Raw genomic sequence first — 23935 nt, forward strand, 5'->3', positions numbered from 1 at the left:
GACGCTCGCACCTGCGAAGGGCTGCGCTAAAGTAGGCCGAAGGTCGGTAGCGCAATGCAAAAGAGAGTCCTATAAGCCCCGCAACTCTCCCAGCAGCGGTTGCGACGGTCCCTCATGAACATCCACGAATATCAGGCCAAGCAGGTCCTCAAAGGCTTCGGCGCCCCCGTCGCCGAAGGCGTCGCAGTGACGTCGGTCGATCAGGTCGAGGCGGCCGCCAGATCCCTGCCCGGCCCGCTCTATGTCGTGAAGTCGCAGATCCACGCCGGCGGACGCGGCAAGGGCAAGTTCAAGGAACTGCCGGCCGACGCCAAGGGCGGCGTTCGCCTGGCCTTCTCGGTCGAAGAGGCCGTCGCCCACGCCAGGGAAATGCTGGGCAACACCCTGGTCACCGCCCAGACGGGCGACGCAGGCAAGCAGGTCAACCGCCTCTATATCGAGGACGGCGCCGACATCGATCGTGAGCTGTACTGCTCGCTGCTGGTCGACCGCGCCTATGGCCGCATCGCCTTCGTCGTCTCGACCGAAGGCGGCATGGACATCGAAACCGTCGCCCACGACACGCCCGAGAAGATCCAGAACATCGTCATCGACCCGAGCGCGGGCGTGACCGACGCCGACGTCGCCGCCATCAGCGCCGCCTACGGACTGACCGGCGCCGCGGCCGAGGACGCCAAGTCCCTGTTCCCGGCGCTGTACAAGGCCTTCGTCGAGAAGGACATGGACATGCTGGAGGTGAACCCCCTGATCGTCATGAAGGATGGCCATCTGCGCGTCCTGGACGCCAAGGTCAGCTTCGACGGCAACGCCCTGTTCCGCCACGACGACATGAAGGCCCTGCGCGACGAAACCGAGGAAGACGCCAAGGAGATCGAGGCGTCCAAGTGGGACCTCGCCTACGTCTCGCTGGACGGCAACATCGGCTGCATGGTCAACGGCGCCGGCCTGGCCATGGCGACGATGGACATCATCAAACTGTACGGCAAGGAGCCGGCCAACTTCTGCGACGTCGGCGGCGGCGCCGGCAAGGAGAAGGTGGCTGCGGCCTTCAAGATCATCACCGCAGACCCGAACGTCCAGGGCATCCTGGTCAACATCTTCGGCGGCATCATGAAGTGCGACGTCATCGCCGAAGGCGTCGTCGCGGCCGTCAAGGAAGTGGGCCTGAAGGTGCCGCTGGTCGTGCGTCTGGAAGGCACCAACGCGGAACTGGGCAAGAAAATCCTGAACGAGTCGGGCCTGACCATCCAGGCCGCCGACGACCTGGACGACGCCGCCCAGAAGATTGTGGCCGCCGTCGGCTGATCCCGAACGCCGTCGGCGCCAGTGGAGCAAGCGATGACACGGTTCGAGGTCGTCGCCATGGCCCTGGCGCCGGATCGGCACATCGCCGTCTTCGTCGATCACTATCGACGAAAAGGCGCCGCGCGGGTTCGCGTCTATTTCGACGGAGCCGCCGAGGCCGCGCCCCGGCCTGCGGACGTCGGACTGGGCGATGAGGCGTTGATCGTCTGCGACGATGCCTTCTGGGCGCGTCGCGGCGGTCGCCCGACTTCCGTCGAAGCGCGACAACGACGGGTCTACAAGGATGCTTACGACAAGATTGTCGCGGACTGGCTGGTGGTCGTCGATATCGATGAACTGATCCATTGCGACGCGAGCCTTGACGCCGTGCTGAGTGCGGCGCCCGCGTCTCGGGATCTGGTGATTTTTCCAACCGTTGAGGCGGTCTGGCGCGTCGGAGACGATCTTGACCGCGAGTATGGAGCCCGTTTTGCCCGCAAGGCTTACAGCGGCCTGTTCTGGTCCGAGCTCAGCTACTGCCTCTATCCGGGCGCAGGCGCGTTTTTCGTTCGTGGGCTGCTGGGCCACCACATGGGCAAATACGCCGTGAGGCGCGGCAAGGTCGGCGTCACGGCCTGCATCCATGAAGCCAAACAGGACGGTGCGCCGCTGAAGGCCGTAAGCGCTCGCGATCCTCTAAACGGCCGGCCGGTTTGGCTGCTCCACTATGACGCCATCTCACTGGACGCCTGGCGCGCCAAGTGGGACAGACGTCTGGAGACAGGCGACACGATCGAGATCGGTCGCCGGCGTCGTCGTCAGCAAATGGTGTACGCCAAGGCTCGTGAAACGGGTCACGAGCGCGCCCTGTTCGCCCGCCTCTACAGTCTGACGAACCTCCAAATCTGGGTGTTGAGGCGGCTGGGTCTGTTGCTCGACATCAAGGTTGGCGACCGAGCGACCCGGAACTGACTTGTCCGGCCGATCCGCACGGCCTATGTGTTCCACATAACCCGTGTAGATTCATGACCCGTAACCTGACCCTCGCCATCGACGACGCCCTGCTCGACAAGGTGCGGGTGCTGGCCGCCATGAAGCGGACCAGCGTCAACGAGATGGTGCGCGGCTTCCTGACAAGCATGGTGCAGCAGGAAGCCTCCAAGGACGAGGCGCGCGAGGCGCTGCTGAAGCTGATCGACGAATCCAAGGGTCGCATGGGCGACTGGCGACCCGGCAAACGAGACGAGATCTACAGCGGAGATCGTCGGTTTGATCGCTAACTCAGAGGTCTTCCTCGACACCAATATTCTGCTTTACGCCGCACTGGGACAGGAACACGCAGGCTATCGCTGGGAACGGGCGCGAGAGATCGCCTTGACCCAGGATTATTGCACCTCAGGCCAGGTGCTGGCCGAGTTCTACAATGTCTCTACCCGCAAAGGCGCGCCGCCGCTGACATCAGATGAGGCCAGAGAATGGATTCGTGTGATCGCCATGAAGCCCTGCCAGCCGGTGACGCCTGGGGTGGTGCTGGCCGGCATCGACCACGCCCGCCGCTACCAGCTGTCCTATTGGGATGGCGCCATCATCGCCGCCGCCGAAAAGATCGGCGCCAAGGTCCTCTATTCCGAGGATCTCAATCACGGTCAGACCTACGGGTCGGTCCAAGTCGAAAACCCCTTCCTGAACCTCTGACGTCCCCAAGAACGGAATCCCCATGTCCATCCTCGTCAACAAAGACACCAAGATCATCGTCCAAGGCCTGACCGGCAAGACCGGCGGCTTCCACACCGAACAGGCGCTGGCCTATCACGGCACCCAGATGGTCGCCGGCGTTCACCCGACCAAGGGCGGCGCCAGCTGGACGGGTTCGCACGGAGAAACCCTGCCGATCTACGCCTCGGTCGCCGAAGCCCGCGACGCCACGGGCGCCGACGCCTCGGTGATCTACGTCCCGCCGTCGGGCGCGGCCGCCGCCATCATCGAAGCCATCGACGCCGAGATCCCCTTCATCACCTGCATCACCGAAGGCATCCCGGTGCTGGATATGGTCAACGTCAAGCGCCGCCTGGAAGGCTCCAAGTCGCGCCTGCTGGGTCCGAACTGCCCCGGCATCCTGACGCCGGACGAGTGCAAGATCGGCATCATGCCGGGCAACATCTTCAAGAAGGGCTCGGTCGGCATCGTGTCGCGTTCGGGCACCCTGACCTATGAAGCCGTGTTCCAGACCACCAACGAAGGCCTGGGCCAGACCACGGCCGTCGGCATCGGCGGCGATCCGGTCAAGGGCGCCGAGTTCATCGACGTGCTGGAGCTGTTCCTGGCCGATGAGGAAACAACCTCGATCATCATGATCGGCGAAATCGGCGGCGGCGCGGAAGAAGACGCCGCCCAGTTCCTGATCGACGAAGCCAAGAAGGGCCGCAAGAAGCCGATGGCCGGCTTCATCGCCGGACGCACCGCGCCCAAGGGCCGCACCATGGGCCACGCCGGCGCCGTCGTCTCGGGCGGCAAGGGCGATGCGGAATCCAAGATCGCCGCCATGGAAGCCGCCGGCATCCGCATGTCGGAATCGCCGGCTCGCCTGGGCAAGACCCTGGTTGAAGTGCTGAAGGGTTAAGGCTTTCCAGTGCGCGCCGCGCGGCGAGCGCTATCGCTCGCCGCGCGGCGCCTCGCTGCTTGAGCGCCTTTTTGGCATCAAAAATGCCGTGTGACGCATCGATGAACGCCCTCGGCTTCGGTCGGGGGCGTTTTTTCTTGGGCCTGCGACCAATTTCTCACCCAAATGCCCCGTTTCGGTCATGACCCATAAGGAAACGACGCCTATATGACGGGCGCGCCCCTCACGGAGATGTGTCCGTCGGGGCCCAGGGATTGCGAAACGATGGCGGACGATGCCGGTCGGCTGAACCAGGTCTTTGCCGAGACCTCATTCCTCTACGGGTCCAATGCGGCCTATGTGGAGGAGCTGCAGGAGAAGTGGGCCAAGGACCCCGGCTCCGTCTCGGCGGAATGGAAAGCCTTCTTCGACCAGTTGCGCGACAACGCCGCGCTGGTGACCGCTTCGGCCGAGGCCGGCGGCTGGGGCCGTGGCGTGGCGACCGAACCCACCGAGGAGACCGGCGTCTTCGACGGCCGCTGGCCGGCGCCCAAGCCTGATCCCAAGAAGCCCGGCGCTGCGCCTGCCGCTCCCGCCGCCAAGGCTGCGCCCGCCGATGTCTCGGCTGACGTGATCCGCGCCGCCGCCCATGATTCCATCCGCGCCCTGATGCTGATCCGCAGCTATCGCGTGCGTGGACACCTGCAAGCCAAGCTGGACCCGCTGGGCATCGAACAGCCGGTGGAGAACCCCGAGCTGACGCCGGAATTCTATGGCTTCACCGGCGCCGATCTGGACCGCCCGATCTTCCTGGACGGCGTCCTGGGCCTTCAGACCGGCACGATCCGCGAAGTGCTGGACATCCTCAAGCGCACCTACTGCGGTACGGTCGGCATCCAGTTCATGCACATCGCCGAGCCGGAAGAGAAATCCTGGCTGCAACAGCGGTTCGAGGGCGCCGACAAGTTCGAGCAGAACGCCTTCTCCAAGGAAGGCAAGCTGGCCATCCTGTCCAAGCTGGTCGAGGCCGAAGGGTTCGAACGCTTCCTGCACAAGCGTTTCCCCGGCACCAAGCGGTTCGGCCTGGACGGCGGCGAGGCCATGGTCCCGGCGCTGGAGCAGGTCATCAAGCGCGGCGGTTCGCTGGGCGTCGACGAGGTCGTGCTGGGCATGGCCCACCGCGGCCGCCTGAACGTGCTCGCCGCCGTGATGGGCAAGCCCTACAAGGTCATCTTCCACGAGTTCCAGGGTGGTTCGGCCGTGCCGAGCGACATCGAGGGCTCGGGCGACGTCAAATATCATATGGGCGCCTCGTCGAACCGCGAGTTCGACGGCAACCACGTCCACCTGTCGCTGACCGCCAACCCGTCCCACCTGGAAATCGTCAACCCGGTCGTCCTTGGCAAGGCGCGCGCCAAACAGGCGTTCGACATCCGCGAGGCCAACGAGGGCGTGCCCGAGGGCCAGTGGGCGCTGGACCGTTCCAAGGTCGTGCCGCTGCTGATCCACGGCGACGCCGCCTTCGCGGGTCAGGGCGTGGTCGCCGAATGTTTCGCCCTGATGGGGCTGAAGGGGTACCGCACCGGCGGCACGCTTCACTTCGTCATCAACAACCAGATCGGCTTCACCACCAGCCCGCGCAACTCGCGCAGCTCGCCCTATCCGTCGGACGTGGCCCTGATGGTCCAGGCGCCGATCTTCCACGTCAACGGCGACGACCCCGAAGCGGTCGTCTTCGCCTCCAAGGTGGCCACCGAATACCGCCAGAAGTTCCACAAGGACGTGGTGGTGGACATGTTCTGCTACCGCCGCTTTGGCCACAACGAAGGCGACGATCCCACCTTCACCCAGCCGCTGATGTATTCGAAGATCCGCGCCCAGCCCTCGACCCGCGAACTCTATTCGCAGCGTCTGGTGGGCGAAGGCGTGATCACCCAGGAACAGGTGGACGCCGAGCTTGAGCGCTTCGAAAAGTTCCTCGACGAACAGTTCGAGGCCGGCAAGACCTGGTCCGCCGAGAAGGCCGACTGGCTGGACGGACAATGGCAGGGCTTTGCGGCGCCCAAGGACGAGCTGCGCGGAGACACCGCCGTGCCGCTGGCCAAGCTGACCGACCTGGGTCACCGTCTGACCACCATTCCCAACAGCGTCGACATGCACAAGACGCTGAAGCGCGTCATCGACGGTCGCCGCGAAGCCATCACCTCGGGCCAGGGTCTGGACTGGGCCACCGCCGAGAGCCTGGCCTTCGCCACCCTGGTCGACGAAGGCTTCCCGATCCGCCTGTCGGGTCAGGATTCGGTGCGCGGCACCTTCTCGCAGCGTCACTCGGGCATCATCGATCAGACGACCGAAGAGCGCTACATCCCGCTGAACAACCTGCGCGAAGGCCAGGCCAATTTCGAGGTCATCGACTCGGCCCTGTCGGAAGAGGCGGTGCTGGGCTTCGAGTACGGCTATTCGCTGGCCGACCCCAATACGCTGGTGATGTGGGAAGCCCAGTTCGGCGACTTCGTGAACGGCGCCCAGGTGGTGATCGACCAGTTCATCAGCTCGGGCGAACGCAAGTGGCTGCGCATGAGCGGCCTGACCATGCTGCTGCCCCACGGCTATGAGGGCCAGGGCCCGGAACACTCCTCGGCCCGCCTGGAGCGCTTCCTGCAACAGTGCGCCGAAGACAATATGCAGGTCGCCAACTGCACGACCCCAGCCAACTACTACCATATCCTGCGTCGCCAGATGCACCGGCCGTTCCGCAAGCCGCTGATCCTGATGACGCCCAAGTCCTTGTTGCGTCACAAGAAGGCGGTCTCGTCCATGGCGGACCTGGCCGAGGGTTCGGCCTTCCACCGCCTGCTGCACGACGACGCCCAGACGCGTCCCGAGATCGCCGGGATCACGATCAAGGCGGACAAGGACATCCGCCGGGTGATCCTGTGCTCGGGCAAGGTCTATTACGACCTGCTGGACGCGCGCGAGAAGAAGGCCAAGGACGGTCAGGCCGTGGACGATGTCTACATCCTGCGTCTGGAGCAGTTCTATCCGTGGCCGATCCAGTCCCTGCGCAAGGAACTGGCCCGCTTCCCCAACGCCGAAGTGGTCTGGTGCCAGGAAGAGCCCAAGAATATGGGCGGCTGGACCTTCGTCGATCCGTGGCTGGAACTGACGCTCGACAAGCTGGACGTCGCCTCCAAGCGCGCCCGCTACGTCGGACGGCCGGGCTCCGCCTCGACCGCCGCCGGTTTGATGAGCCGGCACCTGAAGGAACTCGACACCTTCACGACCGAAGCCTTCGCCTGATACACGTATAAAAGACCGACCTAGAGACGAGCTGGACCTGACATGGCCGACATCCTGACCCCCGCCCTCGGTGAATCCGTCACCGAAGCCACCATCGCGAAGTGGACCAAGAAGGTCGGCGATCCGGTCAAGAAGGACGAACTGCTGGTCGAGCTGGAAACCGACAAGGTCTCGCTGGAAGTCGTCTCGCCCGCCGACGGCGTGCTGGGCGACATCAAGGCGGCCGAGGGCGACAACGTCGTTCCCGGCACGATCCTGGGTTCGGTGACCGAGGGTGCGTCCGCCGCCGCTCCTGCCCCCGCTCAGGCCGCCAAGGCCGCCCCGGCTGCGAAGGCTGAAACCAAGTCGGCTCCCGCCGCTGCTGCACCTGCTGAGGCTCCGGCCGCCCCCGCCGCTGAAACGGCGATCGACATCATGGTGCCGGTCATGGGCGAGAGCGTCGCCGAAGGCTCGGTCGGCAAGTGGCTCAAGAAGAACGGCGATGCGGTCAAGAAGGACGAGCTGCTGGTCGAGATCGAGACCGACAAGGTCGCAGTCGAGGTTTCGGCCCCGGCTGACGGCGTCCTGACCATCGCCGCCGACGAAGGCGCAACCGTCACCCCGAACCAGAAGATCGGCTCAATCTCGGGTTCCGGTTCGGCAACCGCCGCTCCGGCTGCCGCGCCGGCCCCTGCCGCCACCGCTCCGGCCAACACCGGCTCGGCTCAGGTTTCGGGCGCCAAGAACGAAACCCTGTCGCCCGCCGTCGCGCGCGTTGTCGGCGAGAACAATCTGGATCCGAAGGCCATCGCCGCCACGGGTCCCAAGGGCAACATCACCAAGGCCGACGCCATCGCCGCCATCGGCCAGGCCGCTGTCTCGGCTCCTGCCGCCGCAGCCGCCCCTGCCGCTCCGCGCGCAGACCAGCCGCGCGAAGAGCGGGTGAAGATGACGCGCCTGCGTCAGACCATCGCCCGTCGCCTGAAGGAATCGCAGAACACGGCCGCCCAGCTGACCACCTTCAACGAGGTGGACATGACCAACGTCATGGCCCTGCGCGCCCAGTACAAGGATGTGTTCGAGAAGCGCCACGGCGTGAAGCTGGGCTTCATGTCCTTCTTCACCAAGGCCGTCGTCGCGGCCCTGCACGAGATCCCGGCCGTCAACGCCGAGATCGACGGCACGGACATCATCTACAAGAACCACTATGACATCGGCGTCGCTGTCGGCACCGACAAGGGTCTGGTGGTTCCGGTCCTGCGTGACGCCGACACCCTCAGCCTCGCCGGCATTGAAAAGGGCATCGGCGCCCTGGGCAAGGCCGCCCGTGACGGCGCCCTGACCATGGATCAGATGCAGGGCGGCACCTTCACCATCACCAACGGCGGCACCTATGGCTCGCTGATGTCCACACCGATCTTGAATGCGCCGCAGTCGGGCATCCTGGGCATGCACAACATCGTCCAGCGCCCAATGGCCATCAACGGCGAGGTCAAGATCCGCCCGATGATGTATCTGGCCCTCAGCTACGATCACCGGATCGTGGACGGCAAGGAAGCCGTGACCTTCCTGGTCCGGGTCAAGGAACTGCTGGAAGATCCGGCGCGGGCCCTGCTGGACCTGTAAAGACCCTGAAAGGCGGCGACGATCTCGCCGCCTTTTTCTTTGCTGCGAGGCGGACCATGCTGACCCTCCATACCGCTCCCGGCTCATGCAGCCGCGCCAGCCACATCGCGCTGGAGGAGTCCGGCCTGGACTTCGAGGTCCGGCTGCTCGACTTCTCGAAGTCCGAACAACGCGAGCCGGACTATCTGGCGATCAATCCCAAGGGGCGGGTACCCGCCCTGGCGACAGATCAGGGCGTGTTGACCGAAAGTCCGGCGATCCTGGCCTATATCGCCGCGCTCGCGCCTGCGGGCGCTTTGGCGCCGACCGACCCGTTCGCCTTTGCGCGGATGCAGGCCTTCAACCTGTATCTGGCCACGACCGTCCATGTGGCCCATGCCCACGGCCGCCGCGCCGCGCGCTGGAGCGATGATGCCGCCGCCCAAGCCTCCATGGCGGCCAAGGTGACGCAGAACATGCGCGATGGCTTCGCCTTGATCGAAAACGACCTGACCGGCGACTGGGTGATGGGCGACGCCTATACGGTCGCGGACCCCTATCTGTTCACCTTCGCGGCCTGGCTGGACAGCGACGGCGTCGACATCGCCGACTTCCCCAACGTCCAGGCCCATTTCGAGCGGATGCAAGCTAGGCCCGCGGTCATCCGGGCCCTGGCCGCCGGGGGATAGCGGGCGCGGTGGGATACCATCGGTTGTGTCTATTTTGCGCCGGTCGTTAAGGTTTCGAATCGCCCTGCATTTTCAGCGATTACAACGGCCGAAAATGGTGCCTTATTCCTGCCATGGAGTGGGCTGCACGCGCGATCGGGGTGTTCTACGTCTTGGGCGGACTGATGCTTATGTATCAGGCCTGGCTCAACTGGCGTCTGCAACGGGCGTTGTCGGGCCTGATCTCCGTTCCGACCAGCGACCAGCTTGCTGACGGGGTGATCGCCCTGGGCGGTGTGCTGGTCCTGGCGTCCGGCGCGGCGCTTGCGGCGCTCAGCGCCTGGGCGGTCGTCGCCTTCCTGGCCGGATGGGGGATTCAGGCGGCCTATCTTTTGTGGGCCAATCGTTCCGACCTGAACGATCCCGCCGCCGCCGGCCGTCGTCGCTCGGTCCACGCCTTCCTGGGCTATACCGCCGTCACCGGCCTGGTGCTGTGGCTGCCGGTCGCCGGCGTGCTGGGCTGATCAGCCGAACTCGGCTTCCAGATCGGCCAGACGCGCGGCCTGATCTTCGGCGATCAGGGCGTTCAGCAGCGGATCGATGTCGCCTTCCATGATTTGAGGCAGGCTGTGCAGGGTCAGGTTGATCCGGTGATCGCTGACCCGGCCCTGCGGATAGTTGTAGGTGCGAATCCGTTCCGACCGGTCGCCTGATCCGACCTGGGACTTGCGCGTATCGGAGCGGGCCAGGTCCTTGGCCTGGCGCTGCATGTCGTACAGGCGCACGCGCAGGTTCTTCATCGCCTTGTCGCGGTTGACGTGCTGGGACTTCTCCGACGACGTCACCATGATGCCGGTGGGCAGGTGGGTGATGCGCACGGCGGAATCGGTCGTGTTGACGTGCTGACCACCCGAGCCCGAGGCGCGGAAGGTGTCGATGCGGATGTCCTTGTCGTGGATTTCGATCTCGACGTCCTCGACCTCGGGCAGGACCGCGACCGTCGCCGCCGAGGTGTGGATGCGCCCCTGCGACTCGGTCGTCGGCACGCGCTGCACCCGGTGGACGCCGCTCTCGAACTTCAGCCGGCCGAACACGCCGTCGCCGGTGACGGTGGCGATGATCTCCTTGTAGCCCCCGGCGTCACCCTCGGTCGCCGAATCCAGCTCGATCCGCCAGCCGCGCGTGGAGGCGTAGCGCGAATACATGCGGAACAGGTCGCCGGCGAACAGGGCCGCCTCGTCGCCGCCGGTGCCGGCGCGCACTTCCAGCACGGCCGAGGCGTTCTCGTCGGCGTCGCGCGGCGCCAGCAGCAGGGCGACCTCGCGTTCCAGACCCGGCAGGGTTTCGCTCAGAATCTGCAGCTCGTCCTGCGCCATCGCCGCCATCTCGGGATCGGCCGTCATGGCTTCCAGGTCCGCCATCTCGGCGCGGGCGCGGGCCAGACCCTGAACCGCGTCGGCGACGGGCTTCAGCTCGGCATGTTCCTTGGACAGGCGCACGATCTCGGCGCCGTCGGTGACCGCGCCCATGCGCGCCTCCACCTCGTGGAAGCGGTCGAGCACCTGATCGAGACGGGCCTGGGGCAGTCGCAAGACGGAAATATCCTGAGGAAACGCAAGGGGCCGTCCTTACCCGCCGGGGGCGGTCGTGTCGATTGCAAGCCGTCTCACACGCCGGGCGCCGCGCTTGTGATCGGCGATAACGCCACGGTCACGATGGCGTCAGGCGCGGTTACGAAACCGGCTTCAACCGTTTAGCTGGCGCCCACAATCCTGAATAGGCAACCATGAGGAGGACGCATGTTCGACCGCCCGCCCCCATCTGGACTCCATAGGGCTCAAACCGAAACCGACCCTGTCCCCGACAGCGTCGAACGTCTTTGCCGCCTGTACGACACCCGCTTGGTCGAGACCGGCGGAGACCTCTCACCTGAAGACGCCCGGGAGCTGAACGCCATGGCCGCCATCTATGATCTGGACACCGACCGCCCCTCGACAGAGGTCTGGCGCGACCTGCGCGCCGTCGTCACGCGCCAGACGCCCCTCGACGCCGTCCCGCCGTCGGGTGTCGAGGCCCTGACCCTGCTGGTGGTCGAGGACGATCCCGACGCGGCCGCCTCCCTGACCGAACTGCTGACCGAGGCGGGCCATAGCGTCGTCGGTCCCTTCCACAGCGCGGCGGCGGCCGAGGCTGCGGCGGCCCTTCACAGCATCGACGCAGCCCTGCTGGACATCAACCTGTCGGGCGAGATGACCGGGGTCGAACTGGCCCAGGTCCTGACCGGGCGCTGGGACGTGCGGGTGATCTTCATCTCCGGCGATGTCGCCGCCGCCGCCCGAAACGCCGACATGGCCGAGGCCCTGGTGCTGAAACCCTACAACGGCGCCCAGATCCTTGATGCGGTGGCCCGACTGGGTCGCACGGCCTGAGATCGTCCGCACCGGCGAACGGCGTCTTGCGTCCAGGCTCCGGGCGGGCGATCACGGACCATGCTGTCGAACCGGTCCCGCTACGCCTTGCGCGCCATGGTCCATCTGGCCGGTCTTCCGGGCGGAGGACCGGCCACCATCGCCGAGATCGCGGATGCGGCGGCGGCCCCGCGCAAGTTTCTGGAGGCCATCCTGCTTGACCTGCGACGTCAGCATCTGCTGACATCGAAGCGGGGCAGGGCGGGCGGCTATGCCTTGGCCGCATCCGCCGACGCCATCAGCTTCGCCGATGTGATCCGGGCGCTGGAAGGCCCGCTGGCCCTGGCGCCCTGCGCCTCGCGCACCGCCTATGGGCCGTGCGAGACCTGCCCCGATGTCGAGACCTGTCCGCTTCAACCCGTGCTGCAAGATGGGCGCGACGCCATCGCGGCGGTGTTCGAGGGACGAACCCTTCTGCAAGCCGCCGCCAATTCTTCTCCTATTGACCGACTAGGGAAATAAACCGCACCGTTCGTCCGCGTTTCAGGGGCCGCCAATGCAAGACTTCCTTTTGTTCCTCCTCGTCGGTTTCCTGGCCCAGATCGTGGATGGGGCGCTGGGCATGGCCTATGGCGTCATCTCCTCCACCGTCCTGCTGTCGTTCGGCGTGCCGCCCGCGACGGCGTCGGCCAGCGTCCACGCGGCCGAGGTCTTCACCACGGCGGCCTCGGCCGGGTCGCACACGGTCAACAAGAACGTGAACTGGAAGCTGTTCGTGCCCCTGGCCCTCGGCGGGGTCGTGGGCGGAAGCATCGGGGCCTTCGTCCTGACCAGCATCGACGGCGATGTGATCCGGCCGTTCATCACCGCCTATCTGGCGATCATGGGTCTGGTGATCATCTGGCGCGCCACCCGCCAGACGCGCGAGCGGGTATTCCCGCGCAAGTTCGCCGGGCCTCTGGGCCTGGTCGGCGGTTTCTTCGATGCGGTGGGCGGCGGAGGCTGGGGCCCCACGGTCACCACCACCCTGGTCGGCACGGGTCAGGACCCACGCGCCTCGATCGGCACTACCAATACGGCGGAGTTCTTCGTCACCTCGGCCATTTCGGCGACGTTCCTGGTCGCCCTGCTGACGGGCCACTGGCAAGAGGCCGAAGGCTTCGCCACCCACGCCATGGCGGTCCTGGGCCTGATCGCTGGCGGCCTGATCGCCGCGCCCTTCGCCGGCGTCATCGCCCGCATCGCCCCGCGTCGCGTACTGACCTACGGCGTCGGCGCCGTGGTCCTGCTCTCCGCCGGTTATCAGGCCCTGCGGCTGTTCAAGGTGATCTGAAACGGAAAGCGGCGGCGGGTTCACACCCGCCGCCGCTTCTTTGTCATGAGCCGATTTCGGCCTACTGGTCGCCGGCGGCCGTCGTCGGGGCGGGCGTGCGAGCCGCAGCGGCCTCTTCGGCCGGCGTGCGCAGGGTCACGACCAAGGGGTTGGGCTTGAGGTCGTTCATGGCGCCGGAGGTGGCGTCGATCGCCCCGCCGATGATCCCGCCGATCAGGAGGTTGCCCGCCATGGCCGTGCCGCCCGCGCCAGAGACGCTGCTGGTCACTTCGTGGGTCTGGGCGACATAGCCTTCCTTGGCCACGGTGATACGGAAGGCGTCCTTGCGCGGCATGCGGAAGGTGCAGGGCGTCGCCTGGCATTCGAAGCCGTTCGACGTGCTGACCTGGGCGCCCGGAGGCGTGCTTTCAACCGTGAACTGCTGGCTGGAGCCACGCGTCACGGTGGCGCACGCAGGCAGGGACAACGCCACGCCGACAAGCGCGAGCATACGCACGCAAAGGCGTGCAGAAGTTTTGGAAATCATAGGCCCCTCAGTGGATTATGGGCCGGCCCCCCGGCCGAACCTGGCGCAGAGGTCGCACGACGAGCGAACGCCGTCAATCACGGGTTTGTGAAATGCGTCAGATTTGCACAACCCGCGAATGTCGGCCTATTCCGCCGCCTCAAGCTCCGCCGCCCGCGCCGCGTCCAGTTCGGCGGCCTTCTGTTCGACCAGGTCGACGATGTGGTCGATCATGCCGTCGTTGGCCTGTTTGTGGGCGATCTTGCCGTTCAGATAGATCATGCCCGCGCCCTTGCCGCCGCCGGTGAAACCGACGTCGGTATAGAGGGCTTCGCCGGGGCCGTTCACGACGCAGCCGATCACCGACAGGCTCATCGGCGTCGAGATGTGGGCCAGCTTCTCTTCCAGCACCGCCACGGTCTCGATGACGTTGAAGCCCTGACGCGCGCAGGACGGGCAGGCGATGATGTTGACGCCCCTGTGGCGCAGGCCCAGCGATTTCAGAATGTCGAACCCGACCTTGATCTCCTCGACCGGATCGGCGGCCAGCGATACGCGGATGGTGTCGCCGATCCCGGCCCACAGCATCGATCCCATACCGATGGCCGATTTGATCGTACCGGTGCGCAGGGGGCCGGCCTCGGTCACGCCCAGATGCAGGGGGCAGTCGATGGCCTCGGCCAGTTGCTGGTAGGCGGCGACGGTCAGGAAGGGGTCGGACGCCTTTACCGAGATCTTGAACTCGTGAAAGTCGTGGTCCTGCAGGATGCGGGCGTGGTTCAGGGCTGACTCGACCATGGCGTCGGGGCAGGGCTCGCCGTATTTCTCCAGCAGCTCCTTTTCCAGCGAGCCGGCGTTGACGCCGATCCGCATGGAGCAGCCGTGGTCCTTGGCGGCCTGGATCACGTCGCGCACCCGGTCGGCCGAGCCGATATTGCCCGGATTGATGCGCAGGCAGGCGGCGCCCGCCTCGGCCGCCTCGATGCCGCGCTTGTAGTGGAAATGGATGTCGGCGACCAAGGGGGCCTTGGCCTCGCGCGCGATGGTCTTGAAGGCCGCCGTCGATTCCACGTCGGGGCAGGAGACGCGCACGATGTCGGCCCCGGCCTCTTCCAGTTGACGGATCTGGTCGATGGTCGCCGCCGCGTCGGTTGTCGGCGTATTGGTCATCGACTGGACGCTGATCGGGGCGTCGCCGCCCACCAGGACGGAGCCTACGCGGATCTGTCGGCTCTTGCGACGCTCGATATGGCGCCAGGGTCGGACGTGCGTGTGATCGCTCATGGAAGCATCATATAGGCCGATGATGACGGCGGGACCACGGCCGACGATCAGTTCGGCGTCGTGGGCGTCGGAGATGAGGCGGCGGGAGTCGCGGAAGGCTGCGTCTGGGTCTGGGCCTGCGCCTGGGTTCGGGCCTGAGCCGCCTGGGCCTCGACCTGGGCGCGGGCCTGGGTCGCCGCCAGCTGTTTGGCGGCCTGATCCGCGCGGCTGTTCAACTGGGCCAGGGGCGTCAGCACCCCGGCCAGCGGCCCGCCGTATTCCCCGTTCAAATAGAGGTCGAAGGCGGCCGGGTCGGATACGTCCACCGTGGCGGACACGCCGATCGGCGCGCGCCAGGCCTCGCCCGGCGCCATCTGGCGCGCGAACAGGGCCTGACCGTCGCCCAGCCGCACGACCAGGGCGCCGGCCGTCTTGGCCTGGATCACCACCATGGAGGCGTTGGCCGGGGCGCCATAGACGGCGCCGCGCGGGTTGAAGGCCTTCTGCACCGGCTCGGGATTGGCGGCGGCGGCGATCACGGCGGGATCGGTCGGGTCGACCCCGGTCAGTTCGGCCTCCAGCCCGCGCGTGATGTAGAGCTGCGGCGTCGTCTGGTCGGGCGGCGCCGCCATCGGCGCGCTGAGAGCCACCTGCGGGTCGGGATCGTCGCCCTTTGCCCAGGTCTTGGGGACGGCGGCGATGTCGGAGGGGTGGGCGACCTGATGCAGGCTGGCGCGCTGGAACACGTTCCAGCCGATCACCGCCACCACCGCGGCGACGACGCCGGCGACGATGCGCGGCGAATGGCGTTTGACGTCCTCGAAGGCGATGCCGATGGGCGCCTTCAGCGGCACCGAGGTGTCGGGGCTTTCGCGTTTGAACCGCTCGACCGCCAGTTGCTCGTCAAGGAACAGGGCCGAGGCATAGGCGCGCACATAGCCCAGGGCGAAGACGCGCGAGGGCAGGGACGACCAGTCGCTCTGTTCCAGGGCGGTCAGGAAGCGGCGATGCACCTTGGTCTCGGCGGCCAGCTCGGCCAGGGACTTGCCTGACCGCTCGCGCGCATGACGCAGGCCCTCGCCCAGGGTCGCGGCGTCGGTGAAGGCGGCCATCGGATCCGGCCCGTCAGAAATCGCCTTGATCGCGTCGGGGGCGACCCCCGCATTCAGCGCCATTACGCCTGACCCCATGTTCGGGAGAATACTGCGCCCGAGCGCCGTCTATGTCGCCGCAGATAGACGATTGCGGCCCTGCCAGCAACGCCGCGCATGGGGGTCAGACGGCGACGTTCAGCTTGCGCGCCAGGGATTCGATCTCGTTGCGCACAGAGCCGGTGGACAGGTTCAGCAGGTTGGCCATGCCGCGCCGCGCCGCCGTCAGGTCCGCCGACAGGATCATCCGCTTGACCGGCCCGACCCCGCCCGCCGGCGCCGACAGGCGCGTGAAGCCCAGGGTGATCAGGGCGAAGGCCTCCAGCGGTCGTCCCGCCAGCTCGCCGCAGATCGACACCGGCGTGCCGGTGTCGGCGCAGGCCTTCTGAATGGTCTGGAGCGCGCGCAGGGTCGGCGGCGACAGGGGGTCGTAGCGATCCGAGACCAGCGGATTGGTCCGGTCGGCGGCGTACATATATTGGAACAGATCGTTGGTGCCGATCGAGACGAAGTCCGTCAGCGGCAGAAGCGCATCCAGATGCCACAGCAGGGACGGGCATTCGACCATGGCCCCGACCCGCAGCAGGGCCGGCAGGGCGCGCCCGCGACGCTTGGCCCAGGCGCATTCGATGTCGACCAGTTCGCGCGCGGCCCGGAACTCGTCCACCGTGGCGATCATCGGGAACATGACCCGCAGCTCGCGCCCCGCCCCCGCCGCCAGCAGCGCACGAAGCTGCATCCGCAACAGCGACGGCCGGTCCAGACCCAGGCGGATGGCGCGACGGCCCATGGCGGGGTTCTCCTCCCGCTCGGCCTCCAGATAGGGCAGGACCTTGTCGCCGCCGATGTCCAGGGTGCGGAAGGTGACGGGTTTGTCGCCGGCCGCGTCAAGCACCAGTTTGTACAGCGCCGTCTGGGCGTTCAACCGGGGCAGTTCGTCCGAGACCATGAACTGGAACTCGGTGCGGAACAGGCCGATGCCCTCGGCGCCCGTCTCGACCATATTCTCCAGATCGACGGCGAGACCCGCATTGGTCAGGACCGTGATCCTCTGGCCGTCCCGAGTGACGGCCGGCACGTCGCGCAGCTGGGCGAACTCGGCCTGGCGCTGTTCGCGCACGGCCATGCGCGATTGCACCGCCTCCAGCATGTCGGGGCGGGGGCGCAGATAGGTCTCGCCGGTCTCGCCGTCGGCGATGACCATGTCGCCTTCCGACAGCCGGTCGCGCAGGCCCATCAGACGGCCGACGCAGGGAATCTGCAGCGCGCGGGCGACGATGGCGGCGTGACTGGCGGCCGAGCCTTCTTCCAGCAACAGGCCTTTCAGCTTGTCGCGCGGATATTCCAGCAGGTCGGCGGGGCCCAGGTTCCGCGCCACCAGAATGGCGTCGTCGGGCAGTTCGCGCTCGCCCGGCTTGTCGCCCGCCAGCACCCGCAGCAGCCGGTTGGCCAGGTCCTCGAAGTCGTGCAGCCGTTCGCGGATATAGGGGTCGCGCGCCTGAGCGAAGCGGGCGCGGTGTTCGTTGCGCACCCGGTCCACCGCAGCCTCGGCCGTAAGGCCGTTCCTTACCGCCTCTTCCAGCGACCTGTTCCAGCCCCGGTCGTCGGCGAACATGCGATAGGTTTCCAGCACCTCGAACGAGGGACCGGCCAGGCCCTGGCCCTTGTCCAGCATGACGTCCAGCCCGGTCTTCAGCGTAGCCAACGCCAGCTTCAGCCGCGCCTCCTCCATCGCCGGGTCTTCGGACAGCAGCTTCTCGGGCGCCAGGGGCGCCTCGTGCAGCACCACATGGCCAAAGGCCAGGCCGTCCGAGAACTTCTGTCCCTTCAGCCGCTCTGGCCGGTGCGGCGCCAGTTCGACGTCGCGCAGCTCGTCCAGGGCCAGCAGTTCGCCGGACGAGACCGTCTCGGACAGGACCATGGCGATGGTCTGGATGTCCTCGACCTCCTCCTCGTCATAGCGCCGCTCGGTGCGGTTCTGGACGACCAGGACGCCGATGGCCCGGCCGCCGCGCAGCAGGGGCGCGCCCAGGAAGGCGTGATAGGGATCTTCGCCCGTTTCCGGCCGATAGGAGAAGGACGGATGCGACGGTGCGTCCGACAGGCTGATCGGTTGACCCAGGCGCGCCACCTCGCCCACCAGACCCTCGCCGGGCCGCAGGCGGGTGTTGTGGACGGCGTCGGGGTTCAGACCCTCGGTGGCGAACAGCTCAAGCTCGCCCGAGGCGCGACGCAGATAGATGGAGCAGACTTCGGCGACCATCGACCGGGCGATGATCCTGACGACCATGTTCAGACGATCCTGCGCCGGCGTCGCACCGGCGCCGGCCCCGCCCAGAGCCTCGCGGATCTGGCGCAGGAGGATCCGAGGTCCTCTGGTCATCGCGCCGCCTGCCGGCATCATGTCTCCCGCGCCCTTTTCGTGGATATAGGCGCCCTGTTCAGATCACCTATACCGCGTCCAGCCCATAGGCTGCGTGCAACGCCCGCACCGCCAGCTCGGCGTATGCGGCGTCGATCAGGACGCTGATCTTGATTTCCGAGGTCGAGATGGCCTGGAACTTGACCCCCTTGTCGGCCAGGGCCCGGAACATCAGCTGGGCGACGCCCGCATGGCTGCGCATGCCGACGCCGACGACCGAGACCTTGGCCACGTCCTCGTCGATGCGGATTTCCTCGAAGCCGAGTTGCGCCTGACCGGCCGTCATCAGCTCGGCGGCGCGCACGGCGTCGCGACGGCCGGTGGTGAAGGTCAGGTTGACCGCGCCGGCCGTGCGCGACTGGCTCTGCACGATCATGTCGACATTGACGTTGGCCTCGGCCAGACGCGTGAAGACATCGGCGGGGGCGTCCACGCGGTCGGACAGACCCAGCAGGGTGATGCGGGCCTCGTCACGGCTCATGGTCACACCGGACACGATACGTTTTTCCACGATCTCCTCCTCGTCGCAGATCAGGGTTCCACCCTTGTCGGGCATGACGCCATTCGCGTCGGGTTCGATAAAGCTTGAAAGGACGCGGACCGGCACCTGTTTGGCCATGGCCAGCTCGACCGAGCGGGTCTGCAGCACCTTGGCGCCCAGGGACGCCATTTCCAGCATCTCCTCGTAGGACACCTTGGCCAGGCGGCGGGCGCGGCTCTCGATGCGCGGGTCGGTCGTATAGACGCCGTCCACGTCGGTATAGATGTCGCAAGGCGCGCCCAGGGCCGCCGCCACGGCGACCGCCGAGGTGTCGGACCCGCCGCGGCCCAGGGTGGTGATCTTGCCGTCCGTCGTCACGCCCTGGAAGCCGGGGACGATGGCGATCTCGCCCGAATCGACGGCGGCGCCCAGCTTCTCGCCGGGGATGTCGATGATGCGGGCGCGGGCGTGGGCGTCGTCGGTGACGATCGGCACCTGCCAGCCCATCCACGAGCGGGCGTTGAAGCCCATGTTGCGCAGGGTCGCGGCCAGCAGGCCCGAGGTCACCTGCTCGCCCGAAGCGACCACCACGTCATATTCGTCGTCGCTGAGCGGCAGGCCGGCGCCGGCCGGACCTGCGCCGTCGGTCCAGGCGACCAGTTCGTTGGTCTTGCCCGCCATGGCGGAGACGACGACGGCGACCTTCTTGCCCGCAGACACCTCTGCCGCGACGATCCGCGCCGCACGGCGGATGCGTTCGAGGTCGCCCATCGAGGTGCCGCCGAACTTCATCACCAGTCGTGTCGTGTCGGATCGTGAAGAATCAGGCCGCGTCATCGTGGCGTTCCGCCCCCTGCTTGCGTGAAAGGGCGCGAAGGTTCATCCCTCGCGTCATGACCGCTTCTAACGGCGCCGCACCGTCTCGCCTACCCCGCGAAGGGCATGGTTTTTCGCAAAATTCGTCGCAAGGCGCGTTCGGCGCATCGATCGACCCCGCCGACGTGGCCCGCTTCTCGGCCCAGGCGGCCGAATGGTGGGATGCGCACGGGCCGTTCGCGCCGCTGCACCGGTTCAATCCGGCGCGTCTGGCCCTGATCCGCGACCAGCTTTGCACGCGCCTGGGCCGTGACCCCAGGGCGCGCAGCCCCTTCGAGGGCCTGACCCTGCTGGATGTCGGCTGCGGCGGCGGACTGATCGCCGAGCCGATGCGGCGGATGGGTTTCACCGTCACCGCCATCGACGCCTCGTCCGAGAATATCGGCACCGCGCGGGCGCACGCCGACATGGTCGGTCTCGACATCGCCTATCGCGCCGCCACGGTCGAACAGATCGAGGCCGAGGGCGCGGGGCCGTTCGACGTGGTCCTGACCATGGAGGTGATCGAACACGTCGCCGACCCCGAAGCCTTCGTGCGCGCCTGTTCACGGCTGGTCCGGCCGGGCGGGGTGATTATGGTCGCCACGCTGAATAGGACTTTGAAGTCCTTGGCCCTGGGCAAGGTGGCGGCGGAATACATCCTGCGCTGGGTGCCGGCCGGGACGCACGACTGGCGCCAGTTCCTGAAGCCCGACGAGATTCGGTCGATGCTGGCCGCCGAGCCGGTGACGGTCGAAGGCCCCTACGGCCTCAACTACGACCCGCTTCACGACCGCTGGAGCCAGACCGACGACGCGGGCATCAACTACATGATGGTCGCCACGCGGGCGGCTTAGCAGTTCTCCCTCCCCCTGCGGGGGAGGGGCGTCGCGCAGCGACGGGGTGGGGGCGGCCAGGCCCGGGCGCACCGATCTGAACCAGGTCAGGGCTGCGATGCGTCGCCTTGCCCTTCCCACCCGGCTTCGCCTTCGGCGGCATTGGGTAGCAAACACACCTAAGGCTGATTTTCGCGTTGAAGCCGAAATCTAGGGCCTTTATCGGCGTCAAATGGATGAAGATGCCAAGCTGGCCCTGCGCCTCACCAAGGTATACGCAAAGCTGTCGGGGGAACGCGAGCGGCTCGTGAAGCCACCGAAGTATATCACCCGCCTGATCCCGGAACGGCGAGCGTACGAAGCCGCACAGGCGGATCGAGACCAACGGGTCGTTGAGATCGACAACGCCTTGCCCCATCTCGCCTACGTCATCCAGATGCTCGATCCCCTTGTCGATCTTAACAAGGTGAAACCAATCCGGCCCAGGGCCCTGAATCGGGTGGAAATGCCCAACGGTATCTCAGGGACGGCTATGGACATTGTGCGGGAAGCTGACCGGCCACTCGCTCCGTCTGAGATCGTGGACATCATGGGTGAGCACTTCGGGCTGGACCTATCTTCAGTCCGAGAAAGGCAACGCTACTACGACGCTATCAATCAGGCTTTCGCCGGAACCTTCCGTGATGACCTGATCGAACACCCTAGCCACTTGCCGGACAATCCCGGCTGGCGCCGGCGCTGGTCCTGGAGGCACCGGCTTCCTCACGGCGAATCTTAGCGGCGACGACGCGGGACGCTGGGAGCGGCCACTTCGGGCCAGGCGCTGACCACCTGATCCCGGAAGCGGCGACGTCGGTCGTGTAGGCTCTTGGTGTAGGCGTTGACGTTGGACCTGGCCAAGTTCATCGGACTTGCGGTCGCGCTCAGGATGATGCGCTCCATGTCGCGCACATAGCCGCACGACTTGAAGCCGATGATGACGTTGTCGCGCATCCATTCGGTTAGACGCCCTTCAACCAGCGCCCGCTGTTCCTGGACCGGGGCGGCCTGGAGCAGACCCAGATCGAATTGGACAGCCAGCAGCGTTTCGCGAAGCGGTGACCCACGAATGCTTCCCGTCAGATGCTCCAGCAGGCGGCCTCGGATGCCGTAGGTCTCGCCGGTATAGATGTGGCTGGCCCCCTCGTGCAGCCAAAGGGGGAGTCCGGGCTGCTCAACGAACCCGCTGGCGGTCAGCAGCGCCGCCTCGCCGCGCGCGAACAGCGCATACACGCCCGGGCCGTTGGGCACAGCGTCCGGCTTTGTCAGGAAGGTGTCGGCGCTCAGGAAACTCCATTCTTCCTGCCACGTCTTATCGCGCGTTCGGCGGGGCTTGAACTCGATCGACGTGCCGTCCTTCTTGATGAAGTCTACCCGGCCCTTTCGAGGAGCCGGCTTCCATTGGGCCAAAGTGCGATCGGGCTGGCAAACCGGCAGGAAGCGTTTGCGGCCTTGGAAGTAGCCGGCCAAAGGAGAGCGCCGGGGCTTGCTCATCCAATCCATAAGTTCGGTAAAGGCCTGCCCCTCAGCCTTCTTACTCTTTAAGAGGGTCCAGGCCGCCTCTGCGGCGTAGAGATCGAGGTAATTCTGTGCGATGTGGCGGTGCGTGCGGCCCATCACCCGCATGAGCGCCCAGAGGGTTTCGATCCCGTTGGTGCAGGCCTCAGGGGTGTAAAAGGCCTCATCGTGGTTGATCTGGAAAACTTGGAAGCGGCCGCGCATCGGCCCGAAGCCAGACGCTTTATCGGCGAAAACTTTCGACCCCGGTTCGATCGCCTCACAAATGAACGGCCGGGCATGCGCTTCCTGCTTCGCGACCCATGTTCGAATAGAGCCGTCGCGTTGCCGCGCCCCGACCACAGCGAACGCTCGATCATTGGCTCGGTAGGGAACCTTCCGGTGGTCTTTACGCGTCTTCTGCGTGTTCTTCGGGCGGATGTATCCTCCGTGATAGGAGCCGTCGATTTCGACCTCGCCCCCAAGGGTCTGCAAACTGGCATGGTGTGCGACGACTTCCCGCAGCTTGTGCACCCACAGCAACACCGTTTTGTAGCTGAGGCGCAACTGACGTGCGAGGGCGCGCGCGGTCACCGCCTGAAGATTGTCCGCGAACACCGAGATGATGATCATCAGCTTGCGGAAGCCAAGCTTCCGATAGGCCCAAGGCGTGCCGCTCGTGGCGGAAAACTGCCGGTCACATCGCTTGCACTTGTAGATGTGCCGACGCTTGTAGGTGTTAACCGCGTCCGACCGGCAGTGTGGACAGGTTGGACGGCCGTCGTGCTCGGCCCATCGAAACTTCACAAACTGGACGCGCGCCTCCTCCTCCGTCCATTCGGCGACGTCAAAAGGCACCAGGGCGGTGGCCCGGCCGATATGATCGACGTTTGCGACCAATAGCCAAAATCGTTACTTTTGTATCGATTTTGGCTATATGTGCCGCCAAAAGAGGCGTCAAGATAAAAGTATCATTTTTGGATACGTACGTGTCATATGTGACGACATGCTTTTCTGTCAGTCACCGCTTCTCTAGTATGCGAATCGTGTGGAACGCGGGCATTGCCCCCCTGTTGGAACCTCTGCCTGCATGACGGAAGCCGAACCTGAGATGGGTAAGCGCGACTGGTCGGAAGTCGCCAAAGCCATGATCAAAGCGGAACTGAAGGGGCGGAATATGAACTATTCCCACCTCGTCGAGGCGTTGGCGGCAGTAGGCATCAAGGAGACCGAAGCGAACTTGAGGAACAAGATCAGCCGTGGGAATTTTTCGGCGGCGTTCTTCCTTCAGGCATTGGATGCGATCGGTTGCACCTTGGTGCCAGCTCTGCCGGCTGGAATGACTGCGATCCGAGGGCGTGCTCGCTCGGGTGGTTCCAGTCTTTATCGGCAGCGGGTCGAGGAATTAGCCGTTCGTCATCAAGAAACGCCTGAAGACGCCGACTAGGCCGTTGATTGTCCGAGACTACCGCCGCCGAGGGGCAAGTGCTCTTCCGAACCAAGCAGCGTTCAGTGTTCGCCTCGGGCGCGCAAAACCTCGTAAAGCTGGCCCGGCCCCAGCAGCACATCCTTAATGTCGTCGCGGACCTGCTGTGAGTCCAGCGCCTGCTTGCTCATCGCCTGGTGGGCCGCCAATGCGTCCATGATGGCGTTCATCATCTCGTCGCGCAGGGTGGGCGAATTGGCGAACTGGGCCTTGGTGTTGTTGCG

At 66.0% G+C, this 23935-nt stretch carries 22 protein-coding genes; 15 read left to right on the top strand and 7 right to left on the bottom strand.

The genetic code is table 11. From position 1 onward, the window contains the following. Positions 1–114 precede the first annotated feature (114 nt). The 9 genes from sucC (at position 115) to AC3ISA_RS07820 (ending at position 9959) form a co-directional block, all read left to right on the top strand. Positions 115–1305: an ADP-forming succinate--CoA ligase subunit beta gene (sucC, locus tag AC3ISA_RS07780; RefSeq protein WP_489180019.1), complete on the top strand. Its 1191-nt coding sequence runs from the start codon at positions 115–117 to the stop codon at positions 1303–1305. Between the two features lie 33 nt (positions 1306–1338). Then, a complete protein-coding gene (locus tag AC3ISA_RS07785) occupies positions 1339–2256 on the top strand; it encodes a glycosyltransferase family protein (protein WP_372694718.1) in 918 nt (305 codons plus the stop codon). 53 nt (positions 2257–2309) lie between these two features. Continuing rightward, positions 2310–2564: a hypothetical protein gene (locus AC3ISA_RS07790; RefSeq protein WP_372694716.1), complete on the top strand. Its 255-nt coding sequence runs from the start codon at positions 2310–2312 to the stop codon at positions 2562–2564. Further along, on the top strand, positions 2554–2979 hold the full coding sequence (locus tag AC3ISA_RS07795; RefSeq protein ID WP_372694714.1) for a PIN domain-containing protein: 426 nt from the start codon (positions 2554–2556) through the stop codon (positions 2977–2979). The genes AC3ISA_RS07790 and AC3ISA_RS07795 overlap by 11 nt, the downstream gene beginning before the upstream one ends. Positions 2980–3001: 22 nt before the next feature. Next, a complete protein-coding gene (gene sucD / locus AC3ISA_RS07800) occupies positions 3002–3904 on the top strand; it encodes a succinate--CoA ligase subunit alpha (protein WP_372694712.1) in 903 nt (300 codons plus the stop codon). Between the two features lie 264 nt (positions 3905–4168). Next, positions 4169–7183 carry a 2-oxoglutarate dehydrogenase E1 component gene (locus AC3ISA_RS07805; protein WP_489180020.1) on the top strand — a complete coding sequence of 1005 codons (3015 nt, stop codon included), beginning with the start codon at positions 4169–4171 and terminating at the stop codon, positions 7181–7183. A gap of 42 nt (positions 7184–7225) precedes the next feature. Continuing rightward, positions 7226–8788 (top strand): 2-oxoglutarate dehydrogenase complex dihydrolipoyllysine-residue succinyltransferase, encoded by a 1563-nt coding sequence (gene odhB, locus AC3ISA_RS07810; RefSeq protein ID WP_489180021.1) that lies wholly within the window; start codon positions 7226–7228, stop codon positions 8786–8788. A gap of 56 nt (positions 8789–8844) precedes the next feature. Further along, the gene (locus AC3ISA_RS07815) at positions 8845–9456 is read left to right on the top strand and encodes a glutathione S-transferase family protein (protein WP_489180022.1); all 612 of its coding nucleotides are present in this window, start codon (positions 8845–8847) and stop codon (positions 9454–9456) included. A 113-nt stretch (positions 9457–9569) separates the two neighbouring features. After that, positions 9570–9959 (top strand): hypothetical protein, encoded by a 390-nt coding sequence (locus tag AC3ISA_RS07820; RefSeq protein ID WP_489180023.1) that lies wholly within the window; start codon positions 9570–9572, stop codon positions 9957–9959. On the opposite strand, the gene prfA is transcribed toward AC3ISA_RS07820, so the two are convergent. Beyond that, positions 9960–11027 carry a peptide chain release factor 1 gene (prfA, locus tag AC3ISA_RS07825; protein WP_463435103.1) on the bottom strand — a complete coding sequence of 356 codons (1068 nt, stop codon included), beginning with the start codon at positions 11025–11027 and terminating at the stop codon, positions 9960–9962. A 207-nt stretch (positions 11028–11234) separates the two neighbouring features. On the opposite strand from prfA, the gene AC3ISA_RS07830 reads away from it, so the two are divergent. The 3 genes from AC3ISA_RS07830 to AC3ISA_RS07840 are packed head-to-tail and all read left to right on the top strand — an operon-like array spanning position 11235 to position 13176. Beyond that, positions 11235–11864 carry a response regulator gene (locus AC3ISA_RS07830; protein ID WP_489180024.1) on the top strand — a complete coding sequence of 210 codons (630 nt, stop codon included), beginning with the start codon at positions 11235–11237 and terminating at the stop codon, positions 11862–11864. 60 nt (positions 11865–11924) lie between these two features. Continuing rightward, positions 11925–12365: an RrF2 family transcriptional regulator gene (locus AC3ISA_RS07835; protein WP_489180025.1), complete on the top strand. Its 441-nt coding sequence runs from the start codon at positions 11925–11927 to the stop codon at positions 12363–12365. Between the two features lie 34 nt (positions 12366–12399). Continuing rightward, positions 12400–13176 carry a sulfite exporter TauE/SafE family protein gene (locus AC3ISA_RS07840; protein WP_489180026.1) on the top strand — a complete coding sequence of 259 codons (777 nt, stop codon included), beginning with the start codon at positions 12400–12402 and terminating at the stop codon, positions 13174–13176. A 61-nt stretch (positions 13177–13237) separates the two neighbouring features. Here the strand turns inward: AC3ISA_RS07840 and AC3ISA_RS07845 are convergent, their stop codons facing one another. The 5 genes from AC3ISA_RS07845 to AC3ISA_RS07865 form a co-directional block, all read right to left on the bottom strand. After that, positions 13238–13666, bottom strand: coding sequence for a PEGA domain-containing protein (locus AC3ISA_RS07845; RefSeq protein WP_372694750.1), 429 nt, complete (start codon positions 13664–13666; stop codon positions 13238–13240). Between the two features lie 162 nt (positions 13667–13828). Further along, positions 13829–14965 carry a flavodoxin-dependent (E)-4-hydroxy-3-methylbut-2-enyl-diphosphate synthase gene (gene ispG, locus AC3ISA_RS07850; RefSeq protein WP_489180027.1) on the bottom strand — a complete coding sequence of 379 codons (1137 nt, stop codon included), beginning with the start codon at positions 14963–14965 and terminating at the stop codon, positions 13829–13831. A 47-nt stretch (positions 14966–15012) separates the two neighbouring features. Beyond that, complete coding sequence (locus AC3ISA_RS07855) at positions 15013–16134, bottom strand: helix-turn-helix domain-containing protein (protein WP_489180028.1); 1122 nt, start codon at positions 16132–16134, stop codon at positions 15013–15015. Positions 16135–16219: 85 nt separating this feature from the next. After that, a complete protein-coding gene (ptsP, locus tag AC3ISA_RS07860; RefSeq protein ID WP_489180029.1) occupies positions 16220–18478 on the bottom strand; it encodes a phosphoenolpyruvate--protein phosphotransferase in 2259 nt (752 codons plus the stop codon). Between the two features lie 67 nt (positions 18479–18545). Next, positions 18546–19835 (bottom strand): aspartate kinase, encoded by a 1290-nt coding sequence (locus AC3ISA_RS07865; RefSeq protein WP_372694689.1) that lies wholly within the window; start codon positions 19833–19835, stop codon positions 18546–18548. A 56-nt stretch (positions 19836–19891) separates the two neighbouring features. On the opposite strand from AC3ISA_RS07865, the gene ubiG reads away from it, so the two are divergent. After that, positions 19892–20710 carry a bifunctional 2-polyprenyl-6-hydroxyphenol methylase/3-demethylubiquinol 3-O-methyltransferase UbiG gene (ubiG, locus tag AC3ISA_RS07870; RefSeq protein WP_489180030.1) on the top strand — a complete coding sequence of 273 codons (819 nt, stop codon included), beginning with the start codon at positions 19892–19894 and terminating at the stop codon, positions 20708–20710. Between the two features lie 211 nt (positions 20711–20921). Next, on the top strand, positions 20922–21467 hold the full coding sequence (locus tag AC3ISA_RS07875; RefSeq protein ID WP_489180031.1) for a hypothetical protein: 546 nt from the start codon (positions 20922–20924) through the stop codon (positions 21465–21467). Here AC3ISA_RS07875 and AC3ISA_RS07880 read toward each other — a convergent pair. Continuing rightward, complete coding sequence (locus AC3ISA_RS07880) at positions 21464–23125, bottom strand: IS1595 family transposase (RefSeq protein ID WP_489180032.1); 1662 nt, start codon at positions 23123–23125, stop codon at positions 21464–21466. The genes AC3ISA_RS07875 and AC3ISA_RS07880 overlap by 4 nt on opposite strands. 190 nt (positions 23126–23315) lie before the next feature. On the opposite strand from AC3ISA_RS07880, the gene AC3ISA_RS07885 reads away from it, so the two are divergent. Continuing rightward, positions 23316–23672, top strand: a complete 357-nt coding sequence (locus tag AC3ISA_RS07885; RefSeq protein ID WP_489180033.1) for a DUF6471 domain-containing protein — start codon at positions 23316–23318, stop codon at positions 23670–23672. The last annotated feature ends 263 nt before the right edge of the window (positions 23673–23935 follow it).

It is taken from the genome of Brevundimonas sp. KH_058 (assembly GCF_057838505.1).